A 14412-nucleotide genomic window follows, 5' to 3' on the forward strand; every position below is an offset into this window, starting at 1 on the left:
GCATATGAGATGTTTTTATAAAATTGCGCTTCAATTTTGTCTTTCTGACGTGTCAGCCCGATGACAAAATTGCAATAGTTTCATTAATGCTGACGCGGGATCGGAAACCCTTTCAGAGAAATAATAAAGCCGTCTTCATCTTTTTTTATTTTTGCCCCTGTGTCACACCAGTCGGAGGCAATGCGAAAGAACTCATCGCTACCGATATTCCAGTTCAGGCGTACGTGCTTAACGTATCCGGAACGCAGCATATCGCAGGCTTCGCTATAGTTGCTGGCTGTAGAGAGTTGTTGTTTCATTTTTTCTTCTTCAGAATTTTACGTAATGCTTTGATTTCTTTAGGGGTTAATGGAGACGTTTCCTCTTCGGTATGCTGGCTATCGATATCTTCTTCCGAAACCCCCGCCTCGTCTGCTGATTCCGCTACCTGAAAGGCCAGCAGCAGCAGTTTCTCCGTAGCTGTTCCTAAATTTTCGTTATTTTCTTCCGCATACTGACGCAGCTTTTCTTTTAACTCGCCATCAATTTTTACGTTCAGAACCACAGTGGTCATAGTCACGCTTCCCGTGAAATAAAATCATCATATAATTAATACACGAAGTTAACATGCTGATCCAGAGATATATTTTTAGCTTATATCAAACAACATTTTCCCATGAATAATCTGCACGTTATATATGACATAAAGATGACAATAATATTTCAGTTAAATTTCAAATTTATGACGTAGTAAATTTTTGGCATAAGAAATAGAGGGTTTAGAAACCAAAAATACACACAATCTATTTGTGGATATTAAATATGAAGGCTGAGAGAAACGATGGAATGAATGCGTATAGCGAGAGGGCACCCTGAAATGGGTGGGGGCCCTGCCAGCTACATCCCGGCACACACGTCGTCTGCTCTGGCTGCTTCCTTCCGGACCTGACCTGGTAAACAGAGTAGCGTTGCGGGAGAACCAACAGAGCCCCCATTGAGAGCGCTAGTTACCTAACGCGCTGGCGCATTATCCCTGCTGAACCCCTGAATTGCAAGCCGCCGGCGATTGGGTGCTGGTTTATTGCGCAAAGTCTCGTCTGCAGCGGCTTTTCACCGTAAAATGGCCCCGATCCCCTTATGAGATTGCGAGCACACTCTCAGCGGAAATCCTCGCCAGCGGCCATAATGAGGCTTATCTACCGTCTTTTTTAATCAACGCACTATCTCAATGGTATATGCATGAGCGAATCACCGCGTTTAATCACTACCCTGGCGATGCCGGCCATCGCCGAAGTGACCGTTTCCTTCCGCGGTTTAAACTTTCTGCGTCCGGAGGTCATCCTCGATTTTGTGACGATTAGCAATAATCAGCTGCTCGCCGTCACCCCGGTCGCGCTGCTCTACTCTACCGTCGGCGTCCTTCAGCACATTGAATTACGTAAACTCCCTATCGACGTCAGCGGTCGCGTGGTGTATCCGATATCAACGCTTAAGCTTCCGGCAATGCGCGCAAAGCTGGTGATTAACGCCCAGTCAAAACGCCTGAAGTTTCTTGAAACACTGCTGAGCAATACGGCGAATGAAAATGTTCATGGCATGCAGGTGCTGGGTCTGGCGCTGGAATTTACCATCGTTAAATCGGCCTGACCCGCTATCTGTACAGCCCGTCATACAACGCTTATCCTGAGCCTTTTCCGGCAACAGGACGTACTATGGATTCTCACGATACTTTTCCGCAGCGGGTCTGGCAGATAGTCGCCTCGATTCCAGAGGGATACGTTGCCACCTACGGCGACATTGCTCATCTGGCGGGTTCACCGCGAGCGGCTCGCCAGGTGGGCGGAGTATTAAAGCGCCTGCCGGAAGGATCGACTCTCCCCTGGCATCGGGTCGTCAACCGCCACGGCGATATCTCCCTTACCGGACCAGATCTGCAGCGCCAACGCCAGGCGCTACTGGCGGAGGGCGTCCAGGTTTCAGGCAGCGGACATATTGATCTCCAGCACTACCGCTGGATTTATTGAAGGCAAAAAAATGCCCCTGTAAAGGGGCATGGTGGGGAGTTACTGGGCAGCAGGAGCGCTGTTGTTCGCCACCGGCACCGCCGTTTGCTGAACCGGCACCAGCACCAGATCGGCCCGGTTACCGCCCTGGTTAATCACCGTCTGCACGGTATCGGTAATAAACATCAGCTGACCGTTAACGGTAATCGCCGCGCTGAGAAGAATGCGGGCATTAGGCTGAATTTGCGCCTGGTTATAGGGCAGGACAAAGTTAAACGGCGCCTGCTTCCCTTCGGTCCTTACCGCTTTTTGCGACAGCACGTGCGCTGGCGCATCGGCCAGAGACGCATCCGACAGGGTTACGGTCAATACCGCGTCCGGCGGTAACGCCACGCGCTGTCGAATATTGATGGTCCCGGATACGTTAGGCTGCTGCTGCGAGGAGCTTAGTGAGGCAATGCCATAAGGATCGGGCGCCGCCTGGTTCGCTGCATTGCTGTTGTGGTTGTTCGCACAGGCAGACAGCGTAGCCGCTACGGCTAAAGCACTTAACATATAGGCAAATTTCATTCTTTTCTCCTTTTCATCCCTTCTTTAACAGGAGTACATCCAGCCACAATCGGGGACAGGACATTAGTATCGTGAATAAGTGTGGCACAGATCTCAGATCTCTTCCTGGAAAAGAGCCCATATTCAGATTATTGAACCCATCGGACCACTTGCGATTCCAGGTTATACTTTGCCTCAATAACGCGCTGCGCCAGGCAGTCATCATTGATTGAGGATAACTATGAGTCAGGCACTAACCCATTTGCTGGCATTGTTAAATCTGGAAAAAATTGAAGAGGGATTGTTCCGCGGACAGAGCGAAGATCTGGGATTGCGACAGGTCTTTGGCGGCCAGGTAGTGGGTCAGGCGCTGTATGCGGCAAAAGAGACGGTGCCCTCAGAACGCCTGATTCACTCGTTTCACAGCTACTTCCTGCGTCCCGGCGATAGCCTGAAACCTATCATCTATGATGTTGAAGTCCTGCGCGATGGCAATAGCTTCAGCGCCCGCCGGGTGGCGGCGATTCAAAACGGGAAGCCCATTTTCTATATGACCGCCTCTTTCCAGGCGCCAGAACCCGGCTATGAACATCAGAAAACTATGCCAGCGGCACCCGCTCCGGACGCGCTTCCCTCCGAAACGGATATTGCCCGCAAGCTGGCCCACCTGCTGCCGCCGCAGGTCAAAGAGAAATTTCTCTGCGATAAACCGCTGGAGATTCGCCCGGTCGAATTCCATAACCCTCTGAAAGGACACGTTGCAGAACCAACGCGTCAGGTCTGGATCCGCGCCAACGGCGCAGTGCCGGAAGATCTCCGCACCCATCAGTCTCTGTTGGGCTACGCTTCGGATTTTAACTTCCTGCCCGTTGCCCTGCAGCCTCACGGCGTCGGTTTTCTGGAGCCGGGCATGCAGGTTGCCACCATCGATCACTCAATGTGGTTCCACCGCCCGTTCAACATCAACGACTGGCTGCTGTACAGCGTTGAGAGCACCTCCGCCTCCAGCGCGCGCGGTTTTGTCCGCGGCGAGTTCTACACTCAGGACGGTACGCTGGTGGCTTCCACGGTGCAGGAAGGCGTCATGCGTAATCGCAACGCATAAAAAAGCAGAGCCTCCCCGAGGGGAGGCTCTGCAGCTTCAGGAGATAACTCGTTTTATCAGGCGTTGTAGGCGTTTTCGCCGTGGCTGTTTACGTCCAGCCCTTCACGCTCTTGATCTTCCGGTACGCGCAGGCCAACGGTCATATCGGCAACCTTGTAACCGATAAAGGCGACGACGCCTGACCAGACGATGGTGATACCGATGCTTTCCAGCTGTACCAGAACCTGATGGCCCATGGTGACGCCTTCCGCGTAGCCCACACCGCCCAGAGAAGTCGCGGCGAAGATACCGGTCAGGATGCAACCTACGATACCGCAGACGCCGTGGACGCCAAACACATCGCACGGGTCATCAACGCGCAGCCAGCGTTTCAGAACGGTGACGCCCCACAGACCCGCAAGGCCCGCAGCGATACCCACAATCAGCGAGCCGCCGACGCCAATGTAGCCACAGGCCGGAGTGATGCCGACCAGACCGGCAATCGCCCCTGAACAGGCGCCCAGCAGTGACGGCTTGCCGCGGGTTGCCCACTCGCCGAAGGTCCATGCCAGGATAGCCGCCGCCGTTGCAACCACGGTGTTAACGAACGCCAGACCGGCAATTTCGTTCGCCGCGCTTGCTGAACCGGCGTTAAAGCCGAACCAGCCAACGTAGAGGATGGCGGTGCCGGTGAAAACCATCGGCAGGTTATGCGGTTTGAACGCTTCTTTACCAAAGCCGACGCGTTTGCCCATCATGTAGGCGCCCACCAGCCCCGCGACCGCGGCGTTGATGTGAACAACCGTACCGCCGGCGAAATCAAGCGCGCCGTGCGTAGCCAACAGACCGCCGCCCCATACCATGTGCGCAATCGGCACATAAGAGAGCGTCATCCATACCACAACGAATATCAGTACCGCCGAGAAGCGAATACGTTCCGCCAGCGCACCGACGATCAGGCCAACGGTAATACAGGCAAAGGAGCCCTGGAAAGCAACGTGGATGTACTGATAGAAGCTCCCCATCAGCGCTTTCAGTTCAATATTTTTCAGCAGTACCCAGTCGAAGTTGCCGAAGAAGCTGCCGCCAGCGCCGAAGGCCAGCGTGTAGCCATAAACCACCCACAGTACGCAGACCAGCGCAAACGTCACGATGACCTGCGTCAGCATGGAGAGAACGTTTTTACCGCGGATCAGCCCGCCGTAGAACAGCGCGATGCCCGGAATCGTCATAAACAGCACCAGCGCGGTGCAAATCATCATAAAAGCGTTGTCGGCTTTGTCCGCGACCGCCGGTGCGGCCATCGCCAGCCCCGGAAGAAGAGCCAACGCTCCCAGACCTGTTTTCATTGTTGCTATCTTCATTGTTTCGTTCCCCATCACTGTGTGGTCTGAAAGTTACAGTGCCGCTTCGTCTGATTCGCCGGTACGGATGCGAATCACGCGCTGCAGCTCGGCGACAAAGATTTTGCCGTCGCCAATCTTTCCGGTGTAAGCCGCTTTACTGATGACATCGACGACTTCGTCCAGCTGATCGTCGGCAATCGCGACGTCAATCTTCACTTTCGGCAGAAAATTGACGCTATATTCCGCGCCGCGATAGAGCTCCGCGTGGCCTTTCTGACGGCCGAACCCTTTAACTTCAGTGACCGTCAGGCCCTGAATACCCATTGAAGATAATGCTTCACGCACGTCTTCCAGTTTGAATGGTTTGATTACCACGGTAACCAGCTTCATAAGTCCCCTCCAGTCAGAATTCGGTAATGGCCGCAGCTAACACGTTTCTAATAAAGCAAGGGCTATGCCAGAAATGAAAAAGGACCGCCAGGCGGCCCTTTTTGAGGAGGAAGGAGAATAATTCGGCGGAAACGAAGCGGCAAAATGCCTCTTTTGCCTGAAACTGCACCATTTCAGTGCGCAGCTTGTGACGATTTTGCACCACCTCAGGCCGCGGCGGCGCCGCTGCCTGTTTATGGTGCATCAGGCGATAAGCGACTCTTCCTGCGCGCTGGCCGCCAGCTCTTCGCCAGCCAGCTGCAGCTGATACATCTGCCAGTAGCGGCCTCTGGCCGCCAGCAGCTGCTGGTGACTTCCGCGCTCAACGGCCTGACCGCGGTGCAGTACCAGGATCGTATCGGCCTCGACGATGGTCGATAAGCGGTGCGCAATCACCACCAGCGTGGTGTGCTCGCGGACCCGAGCCAGAGCCTGCTGAATCGCCTGCTCGGTACCGGAATCGATATTGGCCGTCGCCTCATCAAGAATCAGCACCTGCGGCGTATCGACCAGCACCCGCGCCAGCGCCAGCAGCTGTTTCTGGCCAACGGAGAGATTATTCCCCTGCTCGCCCAGCAGCGTATAAATACCGTTTTCCATTTCACGGGCCAGCGCCGCCAGCTGTACCGCTTCCAGCGCTTCCCACACCTGCTCTTCGCTGATGTCGCGACCGAGGGTGACGTTGGCATAGAAGGTGTCAGCCAGCACCACCGGATCCTGCTGCACCATTGCAATCCCCTGCCGCAGCGCGCTGTGGCTTAAGGAAGAAAGCGGACGACCGTCGATGCGAATCTCTCCCTGGGTTAACGGGTAGTAGCCCATCATCAGGCTGGCCAGGGTGCTTTTACCGCTCCCGGTATGACCAACCAGCGCCACAAAGCTGCGGGACGGGATATCGAGATTAATATCCTGCAACACCAGGCTATCGTCGCGGTAGGCAAAAGAGACATGATCGATACTCATCGCCCCGCTGCGCAGCGGCTCGCTATCTTCACCCCACGCCTGACGCGGTTTGTCCATGAGCTCGAAGACGCGCTCGCCCGCCACGACCGCCTGCTGCAGCATTGACTGCTGGGTGGTCAGCTCGATCAGCGGCTCGTTCAGTCGCCCAAGATAGCTAATAAAGGCGTATAGCACCCCGACTTCGATCGTTCCGCTGCTGCTGAAACCAAACAGCATCAGCAGGCCGCAGAGAATTAATGAAGAGAAGAGGCTCAGCAGTGGGCGCAGCAGGAAGCCATCAAGACGCAGGGTTTGCATACGCGCCAGATAGTGGGCGTAGCTGGCCTCGCGCATCCGCTCGCCGAACCGCGCCTGCTGGCGGAACTGCTGGATGACGCCCATGCCGTTAATCACTTCATTAAAACCGTCGTTGATGTCCGCCAGCCAGGCGCGCACCCGCCTGACGATGGGCGTGCTGTAGCGCTGATAAATCATCATCACGATCAGCACCGCCGGGAAAATAGCGATAGCTACCAGCGCCATCCGCCAGTCAAGGCTGAACATCGCCACCAGCATCGCGCCAATCAAAGCGGCGCTACGTAGCACGGTCGCCACCACGGTCACATAGAGATCGCGAATCACTTCGGTATCGTTGGTAACCCGCGAGATGAGCTGCCCGACCGGCTGCGTATCAAACTCGCTGAGCGGCTGACGCAGCGCGGCGTCCATCACATCGCTGCGCAGCTGCTGCACCACGCCGACCGCCGCGCGATTAAACAGCAGCGCCTGGCAGTAATGCAGGCCAGCGGCAAGAAGTTGCAGGCCGATATAGGCCACAGCGAGACCGCAGACCAGCTTCAACGGCAGCGAGTGCTTCGCCACCATATTGTCGATAAAGTAGCTGATCAGCAGCGGGCCGCTGACTTCCGCCACCGCCGCAACCCACATCATGGCAACCGCTATCATCAGCGGTTTACGCCACGGGGAGCCGTAGGCCAGCAGGCGCTTTAAGGTCGGCCAGAGTTCAGTGAAACTACGCACCGGCGACCTCCTTATCTTCCTGCGGGACATCATCCAGCGCCGCTTCCAGCTGCTGATAACGGTACATATCCCGATACCAGCCCGGCTGCGCCGCCAGCGCCTCATGGCGACCGCGCTGGGAAATATGCCCGTGCTGCATCACCAGAATTTCGCTGGCCTCGGTCAACGCCGACAGGCGATGGGCGCTAATGATCACCGTCCGCCCCTCTCCCCACTGCCGCAGGTTATGCAAAATCTGGTGCTCCGTTCTGCCATCCACCGCCGACAGCGCATCATCAAGGATCAGGATCTCCGCCTCCAGCAGCAGCGCGCGGGCGATGGAAATACGCTGTTTTTGCCCACCGGAAAGCATCACGCCGCGCTCGCCGACTTCGGTGTTATACCCCTGCGGCAGGCGCAGGATATCCTCATGCACGCTGGCAAGCCGCGCAACGTGCTCGATTTGCTCCTGCGTGGCGTCCGGTTTACCGAGTGCGATGTTGCTGGCGACGGTATCGGAAAACAGGAACGGTGTCTGATTAACCACCGCCAGCCGGGCGCGCCAGCTATCCAGCTGTAGCCGGGTCAGGGGAACGTCGTGGAAGCGGATATCGCCCTCGGTGACGTCAAAATGACGCTGAATCAGCGCCAGAATGGTGCTCTTGCCGGACCCGGTCGGCCCGCAAATCCCCAGCATCTGCCCGGGCTGGAGCGTAAAGTTGACCTTTTCCAGCGAGGCCTTGTTCGCCTGCGGGTAGATAAACTCGCGCACGGCGACGCTAAGCGTACCGCGCCCTTCCGGCGTCGGCTCGCTGCCGTCGTTCACCACCGGCGCCTCCTCCAGCATAGTGCGAATGCGCGCATAGGCCGCGCTACCGCGCTCAACGATGTTAAACATCCACGCCAGCGCCAGCATTGGCCAGATCATCAAGCCGAGGTACATCACAAAGCTGGTGAGCTGACCCAGGGTCAGGCTGCCCTGAATCACCATCCAGCTGCCGCCGCCGATGGCCAGCAGGTTAGCGGTCCCGATAGCGATATAAATCGTCGGGTCAAAGCGGGCGTCGATACGCGCCACGCGCATGTTTTTCGACCCGGTATCCGCGGCGTCGGCGGCAAACAGCGCCGACTGTCGGTCTTCGAGGCCAAAGGCTTTGATCATGCGGATGCTGGTCAGGCTCTCCTGGGTGCGGTCGTTGAGGCTGGAGAAGGCCGCCTGCGCGACGCGAAAGCGTTCGTGTAATGCATCGCCGTTACGCTTAATCGTCAGCGCCATCAGCGGCATGGGCAGCAGCGCCAGCAGAGTTAACTGCCAGCTGATTTGCGTCGACATGACAATCAGCACCGCGCAGCCCATGACCAGCGAGTCAACCAGGGTTAATACCCCCTCGCCGGCGGCGAACACCACCCGATCCACATCGTTGGTGGCGCGAGCGATCAGATCGCCGGTACGATGGCGCAGGTAAAAGGCCGGATGCTGGCGGCTGAGCTGGCGATAGAAATCCTCGCGCAGTTCGACGGCCAGCTGATAAGAGGCGCCGAAAAGCAATACGCGCCAGACGTAGCGCAGCAGATAGACCATCACCGCAATAACGACCAGCAGGCCGATCCACATCCACACCTTTTCCGCGGTGTAATGTTGTTTTGTTACGCCGTCAACCACGATACCCACCACCTTTGGCGGCACCAGTTGCAGAATGGCAATCACGATCAGCAGAGCAATAGCGCCGAGGTAACGACGCCACTCCCGGCGGAAATACCAGCTAAGTTGGGCAAATAATCGCAAGCAGTTAAATCCTGAGTGTGTAATTCGTAGCGGCTGATGCCGTTAATCAATCGGCAAGGCAGTGGTGTATTTTATCTGTTCCATGGCAAAACTCGAAGTGACATCCGAGAGCCCCGGCACGCTGTTAACCAGGCGTTTATAAAAATCATCGTAGTTCTTCATATCCGCCACCTGGACCCGCAGCAGATAATCATACTCCCCCGCCATACGCCAGAAACCGAGAACCTCCGCCATCTGCGTGACTTCGCTGACGAAGCGGCAATACCAGTCGCTACTGTGGTGCTGAGTCTTAATCAGCACAAACGCCGTCAGCCCAAGCCCGACCTTTTCCGCATCCAGCAGCGCGACGCGCCCACGCAGAATACCTTCGTCTTCCAGCCGCTTCAGGCGCTTCCAGCAGGGCGTGGTGGTCAGATTAACGGCATCGGCCAGCGCCTGCAAAGAGAGGGTGCAGTCGGTTTGCAGTAAAGAAAGCAGCTTACGGTCAATTTTATCTAACATAGGGCACCTTGGGAGAAAAATTTACTCCATTCATTGTAATTGAAAGGCTAAATGGCAACAATTTTTCCTTCGATTTCCGCTAAGCTGGGCACAAAATGACAAACAGGAATTTAAGATGAACAGCGCCTGGGTTAAACACGCGATTAGTGAAATTAATGCCGATTATCAGCGTTCCGCCGACACGCACCTTATTCGTCTGGCGCTTCCGGGGTTCCCGGGGATCCAGCTCTACCTGAAGGATGAAAGCACCCATCCAACCGGTAGCCTGAAGCACCGCCTGGCCCGCTCGCTGTTTCTCTATGGTCTGTGCAACGGCTGGATTAAAGAAGGGACAACGATTATCGAATCCTCTTCCGGTTCGACCGCCGTCTCTGAAGCCTACTTCGCCCGTCTCTTAGGCCTGCCGTTTATCGCCGTGATGCCTTCCTGTACGGCAAAACGTAAAATTGAACAAATTGAGTTCTACGGCGGCCGCTGCCACTTCGTCGATAGCGCCTGCGAAATCTATGCCGCCTCCGAAACCCTGGCCCGCGAGCTGAACGGCCATTATATGGATCAGTTTACCTATGCCGAACGGGCGACCGACTGGCGGGGAAACAATAATATCGCCGACAGTATCTTCCGTCAGATGAACCACGAGCCGCATCCGCAGCCGTCGTATATCGTGATGAGCGCGGGCACCGGAGGCACCTCTGCCACCATCGGACGCTACATTCGTAGTCAGGGCTACGATACGCAGCTGCTGGTGGTTGACCCACAAAACTCGGTGTTTATGGACTACTGGCAGAGCCGCGACGCCAGCCTGCGCAGCCCGGTCGGCAGTAAAATTGAGGGCATCGGCCGCCCGCGCGTCGAACCGTCGTTTATTCCCGACGTGGTCGATGAGATGCTGCGGGTACCGGATGCCGCCAGCGTCGCCACCGCGCTATGGCTGGAAACGCTGCTCGGACGTAAGGTCGGCGCCTCCACCGGCACCAACATGTGGGGCGTACTGCAGCTGGCCGTGCGGATGCGCGAAGAGGGGCGCACCGGCTCTCTCGTCACGCTGCTGTGCGACAGCGGTGAACGTTATCTGGAAACCTACTACAACCCGCAGTGGGTAGCGGCCAATATTGGCGATATCTCCTCATGGCAGGCACAAATCGCCGACATGCTGCAGGCAAAATAAAAGAAGCCAGATATCACAGGATATCTGGCTTGCTGGCAGGGTCTCTTTATTCGGGGGAATAAGGAAGATCGGGATTATCCAGCCAATGAGTCAAAAAGTGGGAGACGGCCTGATGACGGCAGTCGCCAATAACCGGTAGATGTGGGAGTTCCGCTTTCAGCTGATTCATCGCATTGCCCATAATCACGCCGCGCCCGACGCTGCCGAGCATTTCCAGGTCGTTCATGGCGTCACCGAACGCCATACAATCCTGCATCGTCAGCCCCAGATGCTGGCTTAATACCGCCAGCGCCGCGCCTTTGTTACAGCCGCCAGGCAACACTTCAAGGCAATCCATCGCCGAAAAACAGAGATCCGCTCTGCCGCCCAGCGCTTCACTCAGTTGAAGCCTTAGCCGCCGCAAATCGTCATGATCGCCGCAGAAGCAGATTTTAGTGACCTGATGCGCCGGCATTCGCTTTGGATCGTACAGCTGATAACGAAAACCGCTAAAGACGTGCGCTTTCAGTAATTCCGGGATCGCCTGCCCGGTGTACCAGCCGCCGTCGTTAAAGAAATGCATACTGGCCGTGGTTTCCCAGGCGCTGTGCAGCACCTCTTCCGCCACATCGGGAGCCAGATCGCGGCGATACAGCTCCTCACCTTCCAGAGAGTGAATGCGCGTCCCGTTGCCGGTGATTAAAAACGCATCCAGAGAGAACTCGCCGATAACGTGGCGCATTTCCAGAGCATGACGACCGGTGGCGAAAGTCAGGGTGATATCGCGATCACGCAGACGTTTGAGCGTCGAAAGCGTTTTTTCTCCCAGACGATGGTCCGGCATCAGTAGCGTACCGTCCATATCGAATGCAGCCAGTCTTGCCATCTTCTGCTCCCCAAATCGTGGTGGATTTTGCTTGTGTTGCAGTATTGCCTGAGATATACGGAAGTAATAGTGAATAGATAAATTTTATTGTTCCGGGTTTACCAATCTACGCAGGATTACACAGCGATGAGGCTATTAAACCGTCTGCATCAGTACCAGCGACTCTGGCAGCCCTCCGCCGGAGAGCCGCAGCAGGTAACCGTCGGCGAGCTGGCCGAACGCTGCTTTTGCAGCGAACGCCACATTCGAACCCTGCTACGTCAGGCGCAAGAGTCCGGCTGGCTAAGCTGGCAGGCCAGCTCCGGTCGCGGAAAGCGCGGGCTACTCCAGTTTTATAAAGCGCCGGAAGCGCTGCGCAATGAGATGATGGAGCAGGCGCTGAATAAAGGGCAGCAGCAAAATGCCCTCGAACTGGCCCAGCTGGCGCCGGTGGAGCTTAAAGCGCTGCTTTCCCCCTTTCTCGGCGGCCAATGGCAGAACAATACGCCGACCCTGCGTATTCCTTACTACCGTCCGCTGGAGCCGCTGCGCCCGGGTTTTATGCCGGGACGCGCGGAGCAGCACCTGGCCGGGGAGATATTTTCCGGTCTGACCCGATTTGATGCGCAGAGTACCTGTCCGATAGGCGATTTAGCCCATCACTGGGAGGTGTCGCCTGACGGCCTGCGCTGGCACTTTTATATTCGTTCTACCCTGTTCTGGCACAACGGCGATCCGATTAAAACCTCACAGCTGCAGCAGCGGCTCCTGATGCTGCTGCAGCTGCCTGCGCTGCGCACGCTGTTCGCCAGTATCAGCGAAATTAGCGTCACCCACTCCCAGTGTCTGACTATCACCCTGCATCGCGCCGATTACTGGCTGCCGTTCCGCCTTGCCAGCTACTGCAGCGTGCTGGCGCATCCTGACGATCCGGCGATCGGCAGTGGACCGTTTCGCCTGAAGCGATTTACTCCGGACCTGGTGCGGCTGGAAAACCATCAGCGCTATCATCTCACTCACCCGCTGCTGCAGGCCGTGGAATACTGGATCACGCCGCAGCTGTTCGAGCAGGATCTGGGCACCAGCTGTCGTCATCCGGTACAGATAACCATTGGCGATCCTGACGAGCTGACCAGACTACGTCAGGTCAGCAACAGTATTAGCCTCGGCTTTTGCTATCTGACGCTGCGCCAGAGCCCTCGTCTTAACAAAGCGCAGGCGCAAAGGCTGGTCTCGCTGATTCATCGCTCCACCCTGTTAGAAACCCTGCCGCTGGATGAGGATCTGATCGCGCCCAGCAACGAAGTATTGCCGGGTTGGTCTATTCCGCAGTGGCCTGAAAATCATAGTACCCCTCTGCCCGAACGGCTTACGCTGCTCTATCACCTCCCCGTAGAGCTACACGCTATGGCGGATCGGCTTCGTCAACGGCTGGCGGAACTGGGCTGTGAGCTGACGATTATTTTCCATGATGCGAAAAACTGGGATGGCTGCCAGCAGTTTGCACAGGCGGACCTGATGATGGGCGACCGCCTGATTGGCGAAGCGCCGGTCTATGCGCTGGAGCAGTGGCTACGCTGCGACGTGCTGTGGCCTAATTTGCTGACCGGGGCGCAATATGCGCATCTCCAGGCGACGCTGGATGCCGTTCAGGCCTTACCGGACGAACGCAGCCGTAGCGAAGCGTTGCGCAACGTCTTTAACAGTCTGATGGACGATGCCATCATGACGCCGCTGTTCAATTATAATTATCGCATCAGCGCGCCGCCGGGGGTCAACGGACTACGGCTAAACGCGCGCGGCTGGTTTGATTTCGCCAGCGCCTGGCTACCGGCCTCTGCGCCGTGACGGGGCTGGTGGTCACGTTCATCAGGCGCTACCATATGCGCCTCACTTCGATTGTCAGGAATTACCATGAAACGCGCCGTAGTTGTCTTCAGCGGAGGACAAGATTCGACGACCTGCCTGGTGCAGGCTCTGCAACAATATGATGAAGTGCATTGCGTCACTTTTGATTATGGCCAACGTCATCGCGCGGAGATTGACGTTGCTCGCGAACTGGCGCTAAAGCTGGGGGCCGTGGCCCATAAAGTCCTTGATGTCACCCTGCTTAACGAACTGGCGGTCAGCAGCCTGACCCGCGATAGCATTCCGGTTCCGGATTATGAACCGGACGCCAGCGGCATTCCGAATACCTTCGTACCCGGGCGCAACATTCTGTTTTTAACCCTGACGGCCATTTACGCGTATCAGGTGAAGGCGGAAGCTATTATCACCGGCGTTTGCGAGACCGACTTTTCGGGCTACCCGGACTGCCGCGACGAGTTCGTGAAAGCGCTGCACCATGCCGTCAGCCTCGGTATGGCGAAAGATATTCGCTTTGAGACGCCGCTAATGTGGCTTAATAAAGCCGAAACATGGGCCCTGGCCGATTACTGGGGCCAGCTTGACCTGGTGCGCCATGAAACCCTTACCTGCTATAACGGCATTAAAGGCGACGGCTGCGGGCAGTGCGCCGCCTGTAATCTTCGCGCCAACGGGCTGAGCCAGTATCTGGGCGATAAAGTTGGGGTGATGACGGTGATGAAGCAGAAAACCGGGCTCCAGTAACCGGTTACTTCCCGACGGCGTGGCGGGATCGCAGGCGGCTCACGATGCATAGCCCGGTCAGATACGCAGAAGCGCTTTCGGGGAAGTTCTGCCACTTTCTGTGCGCCTGCCCGGGCTACCGGATCGCAGGCTGCTGAGAACGCGTAGCCCG

The 14412-nt window shown here is 56.6% G+C and carries 16 protein-coding genes and 1 other RNA gene; 6 read left to right on the forward strand and 11 right to left on the reverse strand.

Going from position 1 to position 14412, the window contains the following annotated elements; genetic code table 11:
- Nucleotides 1–83: 83 nt before the first annotated feature.
- The 3 genes from ABLV30_RS16825 to ffs all read right to left on the reverse strand — a co-directional run bounded on the left by ABLV30_RS16825 (nt 84) and on the right by ffs (nt 964).
- Nucleotides 84–299, reverse strand: coding sequence for a hypothetical protein (locus tag ABLV30_RS16825; protein WP_004129860.1), 216 nt, complete (start codon nt 297–299; stop codon nt 84–86).
- Complete coding sequence (locus ABLV30_RS16830) at nt 296–553, reverse strand: hypothetical protein (protein ID WP_139541344.1); 258 nt, start codon at nt 551–553, stop codon at nt 296–298. Before ABLV30_RS16830 ends, ABLV30_RS16825 begins: the two co-directional genes overlap by 4 nt.
- A gap of 314 nt (nt 554–867) precedes the next feature.
- Nucleotides 868–964: signal recognition particle sRNA small type (ffs, locus tag ABLV30_RS16835), an RNA gene on the reverse strand.
- 254 nt (nt 965–1218) lie between these two features.
- Here ffs and ABLV30_RS16840 point away from each other — a divergent pair.
- Both ABLV30_RS16840 and ABLV30_RS16845 read left to right on the forward strand, forming a co-directional pair.
- Nucleotides 1219–1626 (forward strand): hypothetical protein, encoded by a 408-nt coding sequence (locus tag ABLV30_RS16840; protein ID WP_025107156.1) that lies wholly within the window; start codon nt 1219–1221, stop codon nt 1624–1626.
- Nucleotides 1627–1691: 65 nt separating this feature from the next.
- Nucleotides 1692–2003, forward strand: coding sequence for an MGMT family protein (locus tag ABLV30_RS16845; protein ID WP_025107157.1), 312 nt, complete (start codon nt 1692–1694; stop codon nt 2001–2003).
- Between the two features lie 39 nt (nt 2004–2042).
- Here the strand turns inward: ABLV30_RS16845 and ABLV30_RS16850 are convergent, their stop codons facing one another.
- The gene (locus tag ABLV30_RS16850; RefSeq protein WP_004848288.1) at nt 2043–2552 is read right to left on the reverse strand and encodes a YbaY family lipoprotein; all 510 of its coding nucleotides are present in this window, start codon (nt 2550–2552) and stop codon (nt 2043–2045) included.
- Nucleotides 2553–2772: 220 nt separating this feature from the next.
- Here ABLV30_RS16850 and tesB point away from each other — a divergent pair, with 220 nt between their 5' ends.
- Nucleotides 2773–3636 (forward strand): acyl-CoA thioesterase II, encoded by an 864-nt coding sequence (gene tesB / locus ABLV30_RS16855; protein ID WP_004848287.1) that lies wholly within the window; start codon nt 2773–2775, stop codon nt 3634–3636.
- Between the two features lie 56 nt (nt 3637–3692).
- Here tesB and amtB read toward each other — a convergent pair whose 3' ends face one another.
- The 6 genes from amtB to ABLV30_RS16885 are packed head-to-tail and all read right to left on the reverse strand — an operon-like array spanning nt 3693 to nt 9639.
- Entirely contained in the window at nt 3693–4979 is a 1287-nt protein-coding gene (gene amtB / locus ABLV30_RS16860; protein ID WP_004848284.1) for an ammonium transporter AmtB, read from the reverse strand.
- A 33-nt stretch (nt 4980–5012) separates the two neighbouring features.
- Complete coding sequence (gene glnK, locus ABLV30_RS16865) at nt 5013–5351, reverse strand: P-II family nitrogen regulator (RefSeq protein WP_004099573.1); 339 nt, start codon at nt 5349–5351, stop codon at nt 5013–5015.
- 13 nt (nt 5352–5364) lie between these two features.
- Nucleotides 5365–5595 (reverse strand): hypothetical protein, encoded by a 231-nt coding sequence (locus ABLV30_RS16870; RefSeq protein WP_025107158.1) that lies wholly within the window; start codon nt 5593–5595, stop codon nt 5365–5367.
- Nucleotides 5595–7373, reverse strand: coding sequence for a SmdB family multidrug efflux ABC transporter permease/ATP-binding protein (locus tag ABLV30_RS16875; protein WP_025107159.1), 1779 nt, complete (start codon nt 7371–7373; stop codon nt 5595–5597). The genes ABLV30_RS16870 and ABLV30_RS16875 overlap by 1 nt, the downstream gene beginning before the upstream one ends.
- Nucleotides 7366–9138 carry a SmdA family multidrug ABC transporter permease/ATP-binding protein gene (locus tag ABLV30_RS16880; protein ID WP_265800623.1) on the reverse strand — a complete coding sequence of 591 codons (1773 nt, stop codon included), beginning with the start codon at nt 9136–9138 and terminating at the stop codon, nt 7366–7368. The genes ABLV30_RS16875 and ABLV30_RS16880 overlap by 8 nt, the downstream gene beginning before the upstream one ends.
- A 42-nt stretch (nt 9139–9180) precedes the next feature.
- Complete coding sequence (locus ABLV30_RS16885) at nt 9181–9639, reverse strand: Lrp/AsnC family transcriptional regulator (protein WP_004135994.1); 459 nt, start codon at nt 9637–9639, stop codon at nt 9181–9183.
- 115 nt (nt 9640–9754) lie between these two features.
- Between ABLV30_RS16885 and ABLV30_RS16890 the strand changes: the two genes are divergently transcribed.
- The gene (locus ABLV30_RS16890; protein ID WP_025107161.1) at nt 9755–10807 is read left to right on the forward strand and encodes a PLP-dependent cysteine synthase family protein; all 1053 of its coding nucleotides are present in this window, start codon (nt 9755–9757) and stop codon (nt 10805–10807) included.
- A gap of 46 nt (nt 10808–10853) precedes the next feature.
- Here the strand turns inward: ABLV30_RS16890 and cof are convergent, their stop codons facing one another.
- Nucleotides 10854–11672: an HMP-PP phosphatase gene (cof, locus tag ABLV30_RS16895; protein ID WP_014228185.1), complete on the reverse strand. Its 819-nt coding sequence runs from the start codon at nt 11670–11672 to the stop codon at nt 10854–10856.
- Between the two features lie 126 nt (nt 11673–11798).
- Here cof and ABLV30_RS16900 point away from each other — a divergent pair, with 126 nt between their 5' ends.
- Both ABLV30_RS16900 and queC read left to right on the forward strand, forming a co-directional pair.
- Nucleotides 11799–13499 carry an SgrR family transcriptional regulator gene (locus ABLV30_RS16900; RefSeq protein WP_032748262.1) on the forward strand — a complete coding sequence of 567 codons (1701 nt, stop codon included), beginning with the start codon at nt 11799–11801 and terminating at the stop codon, nt 13497–13499.
- A gap of 66 nt (nt 13500–13565) precedes the next feature.
- Complete coding sequence (gene queC / locus ABLV30_RS16905) at nt 13566–14261, forward strand: 7-cyano-7-deazaguanine synthase QueC (protein WP_014228183.1); 696 nt, start codon at nt 13566–13568, stop codon at nt 14259–14261.
- Nucleotides 14262–14412 lie beyond the last annotated feature (151 nt).

It is taken from the genome of Klebsiella sp. CN_Kp113 (assembly GCF_040064585.1).
Taxonomy (GTDB): Bacteria; Pseudomonadota; Gammaproteobacteria; order Enterobacterales; family Enterobacteriaceae; genus Klebsiella; species Klebsiella michiganensis.

Excerpts from the sequence above, each read along its gene's own strand:
- ABLV30_RS16830 (WP_139541344.1), bottom strand. The coding sequence starts at position 553 with ATGACCACTGTGGTTCTGAACGTAAAAATTGATGGCGAGTTAAAAGAA.
- amtB (WP_004848284.1), bottom strand. The coding sequence starts at position 4,979 with ATGAAGATAGCAACAATGAAAACAGGTCTGGGAGCGTTGGCTCTTCTT.
- ABLV30_RS16900 (WP_032748262.1), top strand. The coding sequence starts at position 11,799 with ATGAGGCTATTAAACCGTCTGCATCAGTACCAGCGACTCTGGCAGCCC.
- tesB (WP_004848287.1), top strand. The coding sequence starts at position 2,773 with ATGAGTCAGGCACTAACCCATTTGCTGGCATTGTTAAATCTGGAAAAA.
- ABLV30_RS16870 (WP_025107158.1), bottom strand. The coding sequence starts at position 5,595 with ATGCACCATAAACAGGCAGCGGCGCCGCCGCGGCCTGAGGTGGTGCAA.
- queC (WP_014228183.1), top strand. The coding sequence starts at position 13,566 with ATGAAACGCGCCGTAGTTGTCTTCAGCGGAGGACAAGATTCGACGACC.
- ABLV30_RS16825 (WP_004129860.1), bottom strand. The coding sequence starts at position 299 with ATGAAACAACAACTCTCTACAGCCAGCAACTATAGCGAAGCCTGCGAT.
- ABLV30_RS16840 (WP_025107156.1), top strand. The coding sequence starts at position 1,219 with ATGAGCGAATCACCGCGTTTAATCACTACCCTGGCGATGCCGGCCATC.
- ABLV30_RS16845 (WP_025107157.1), top strand. The coding sequence starts at position 1,692 with ATGGATTCTCACGATACTTTTCCGCAGCGGGTCTGGCAGATAGTCGCC.
- ABLV30_RS16885 (WP_004135994.1), bottom strand. The coding sequence starts at position 9,639 with ATGTTAGATAAAATTGACCGTAAGCTGCTTTCTTTACTGCAAACCGAC.
- ABLV30_RS16850 (WP_004848288.1), bottom strand. The coding sequence starts at position 2,552 with ATGAAATTTGCCTATATGTTAAGTGCTTTAGCCGTAGCGGCTACGCTG.
- cof (WP_014228185.1), bottom strand. The coding sequence starts at position 11,672 with ATGGCAAGACTGGCTGCATTCGATATGGACGGTACGCTACTGATGCCG.
- glnK (WP_004099573.1), bottom strand. The coding sequence starts at position 5,351 with ATGAAGCTGGTTACCGTGGTAATCAAACCATTCAAACTGGAAGACGTG.
- ABLV30_RS16890 (WP_025107161.1), top strand. The coding sequence starts at position 9,755 with ATGAACAGCGCCTGGGTTAAACACGCGATTAGTGAAATTAATGCCGAT.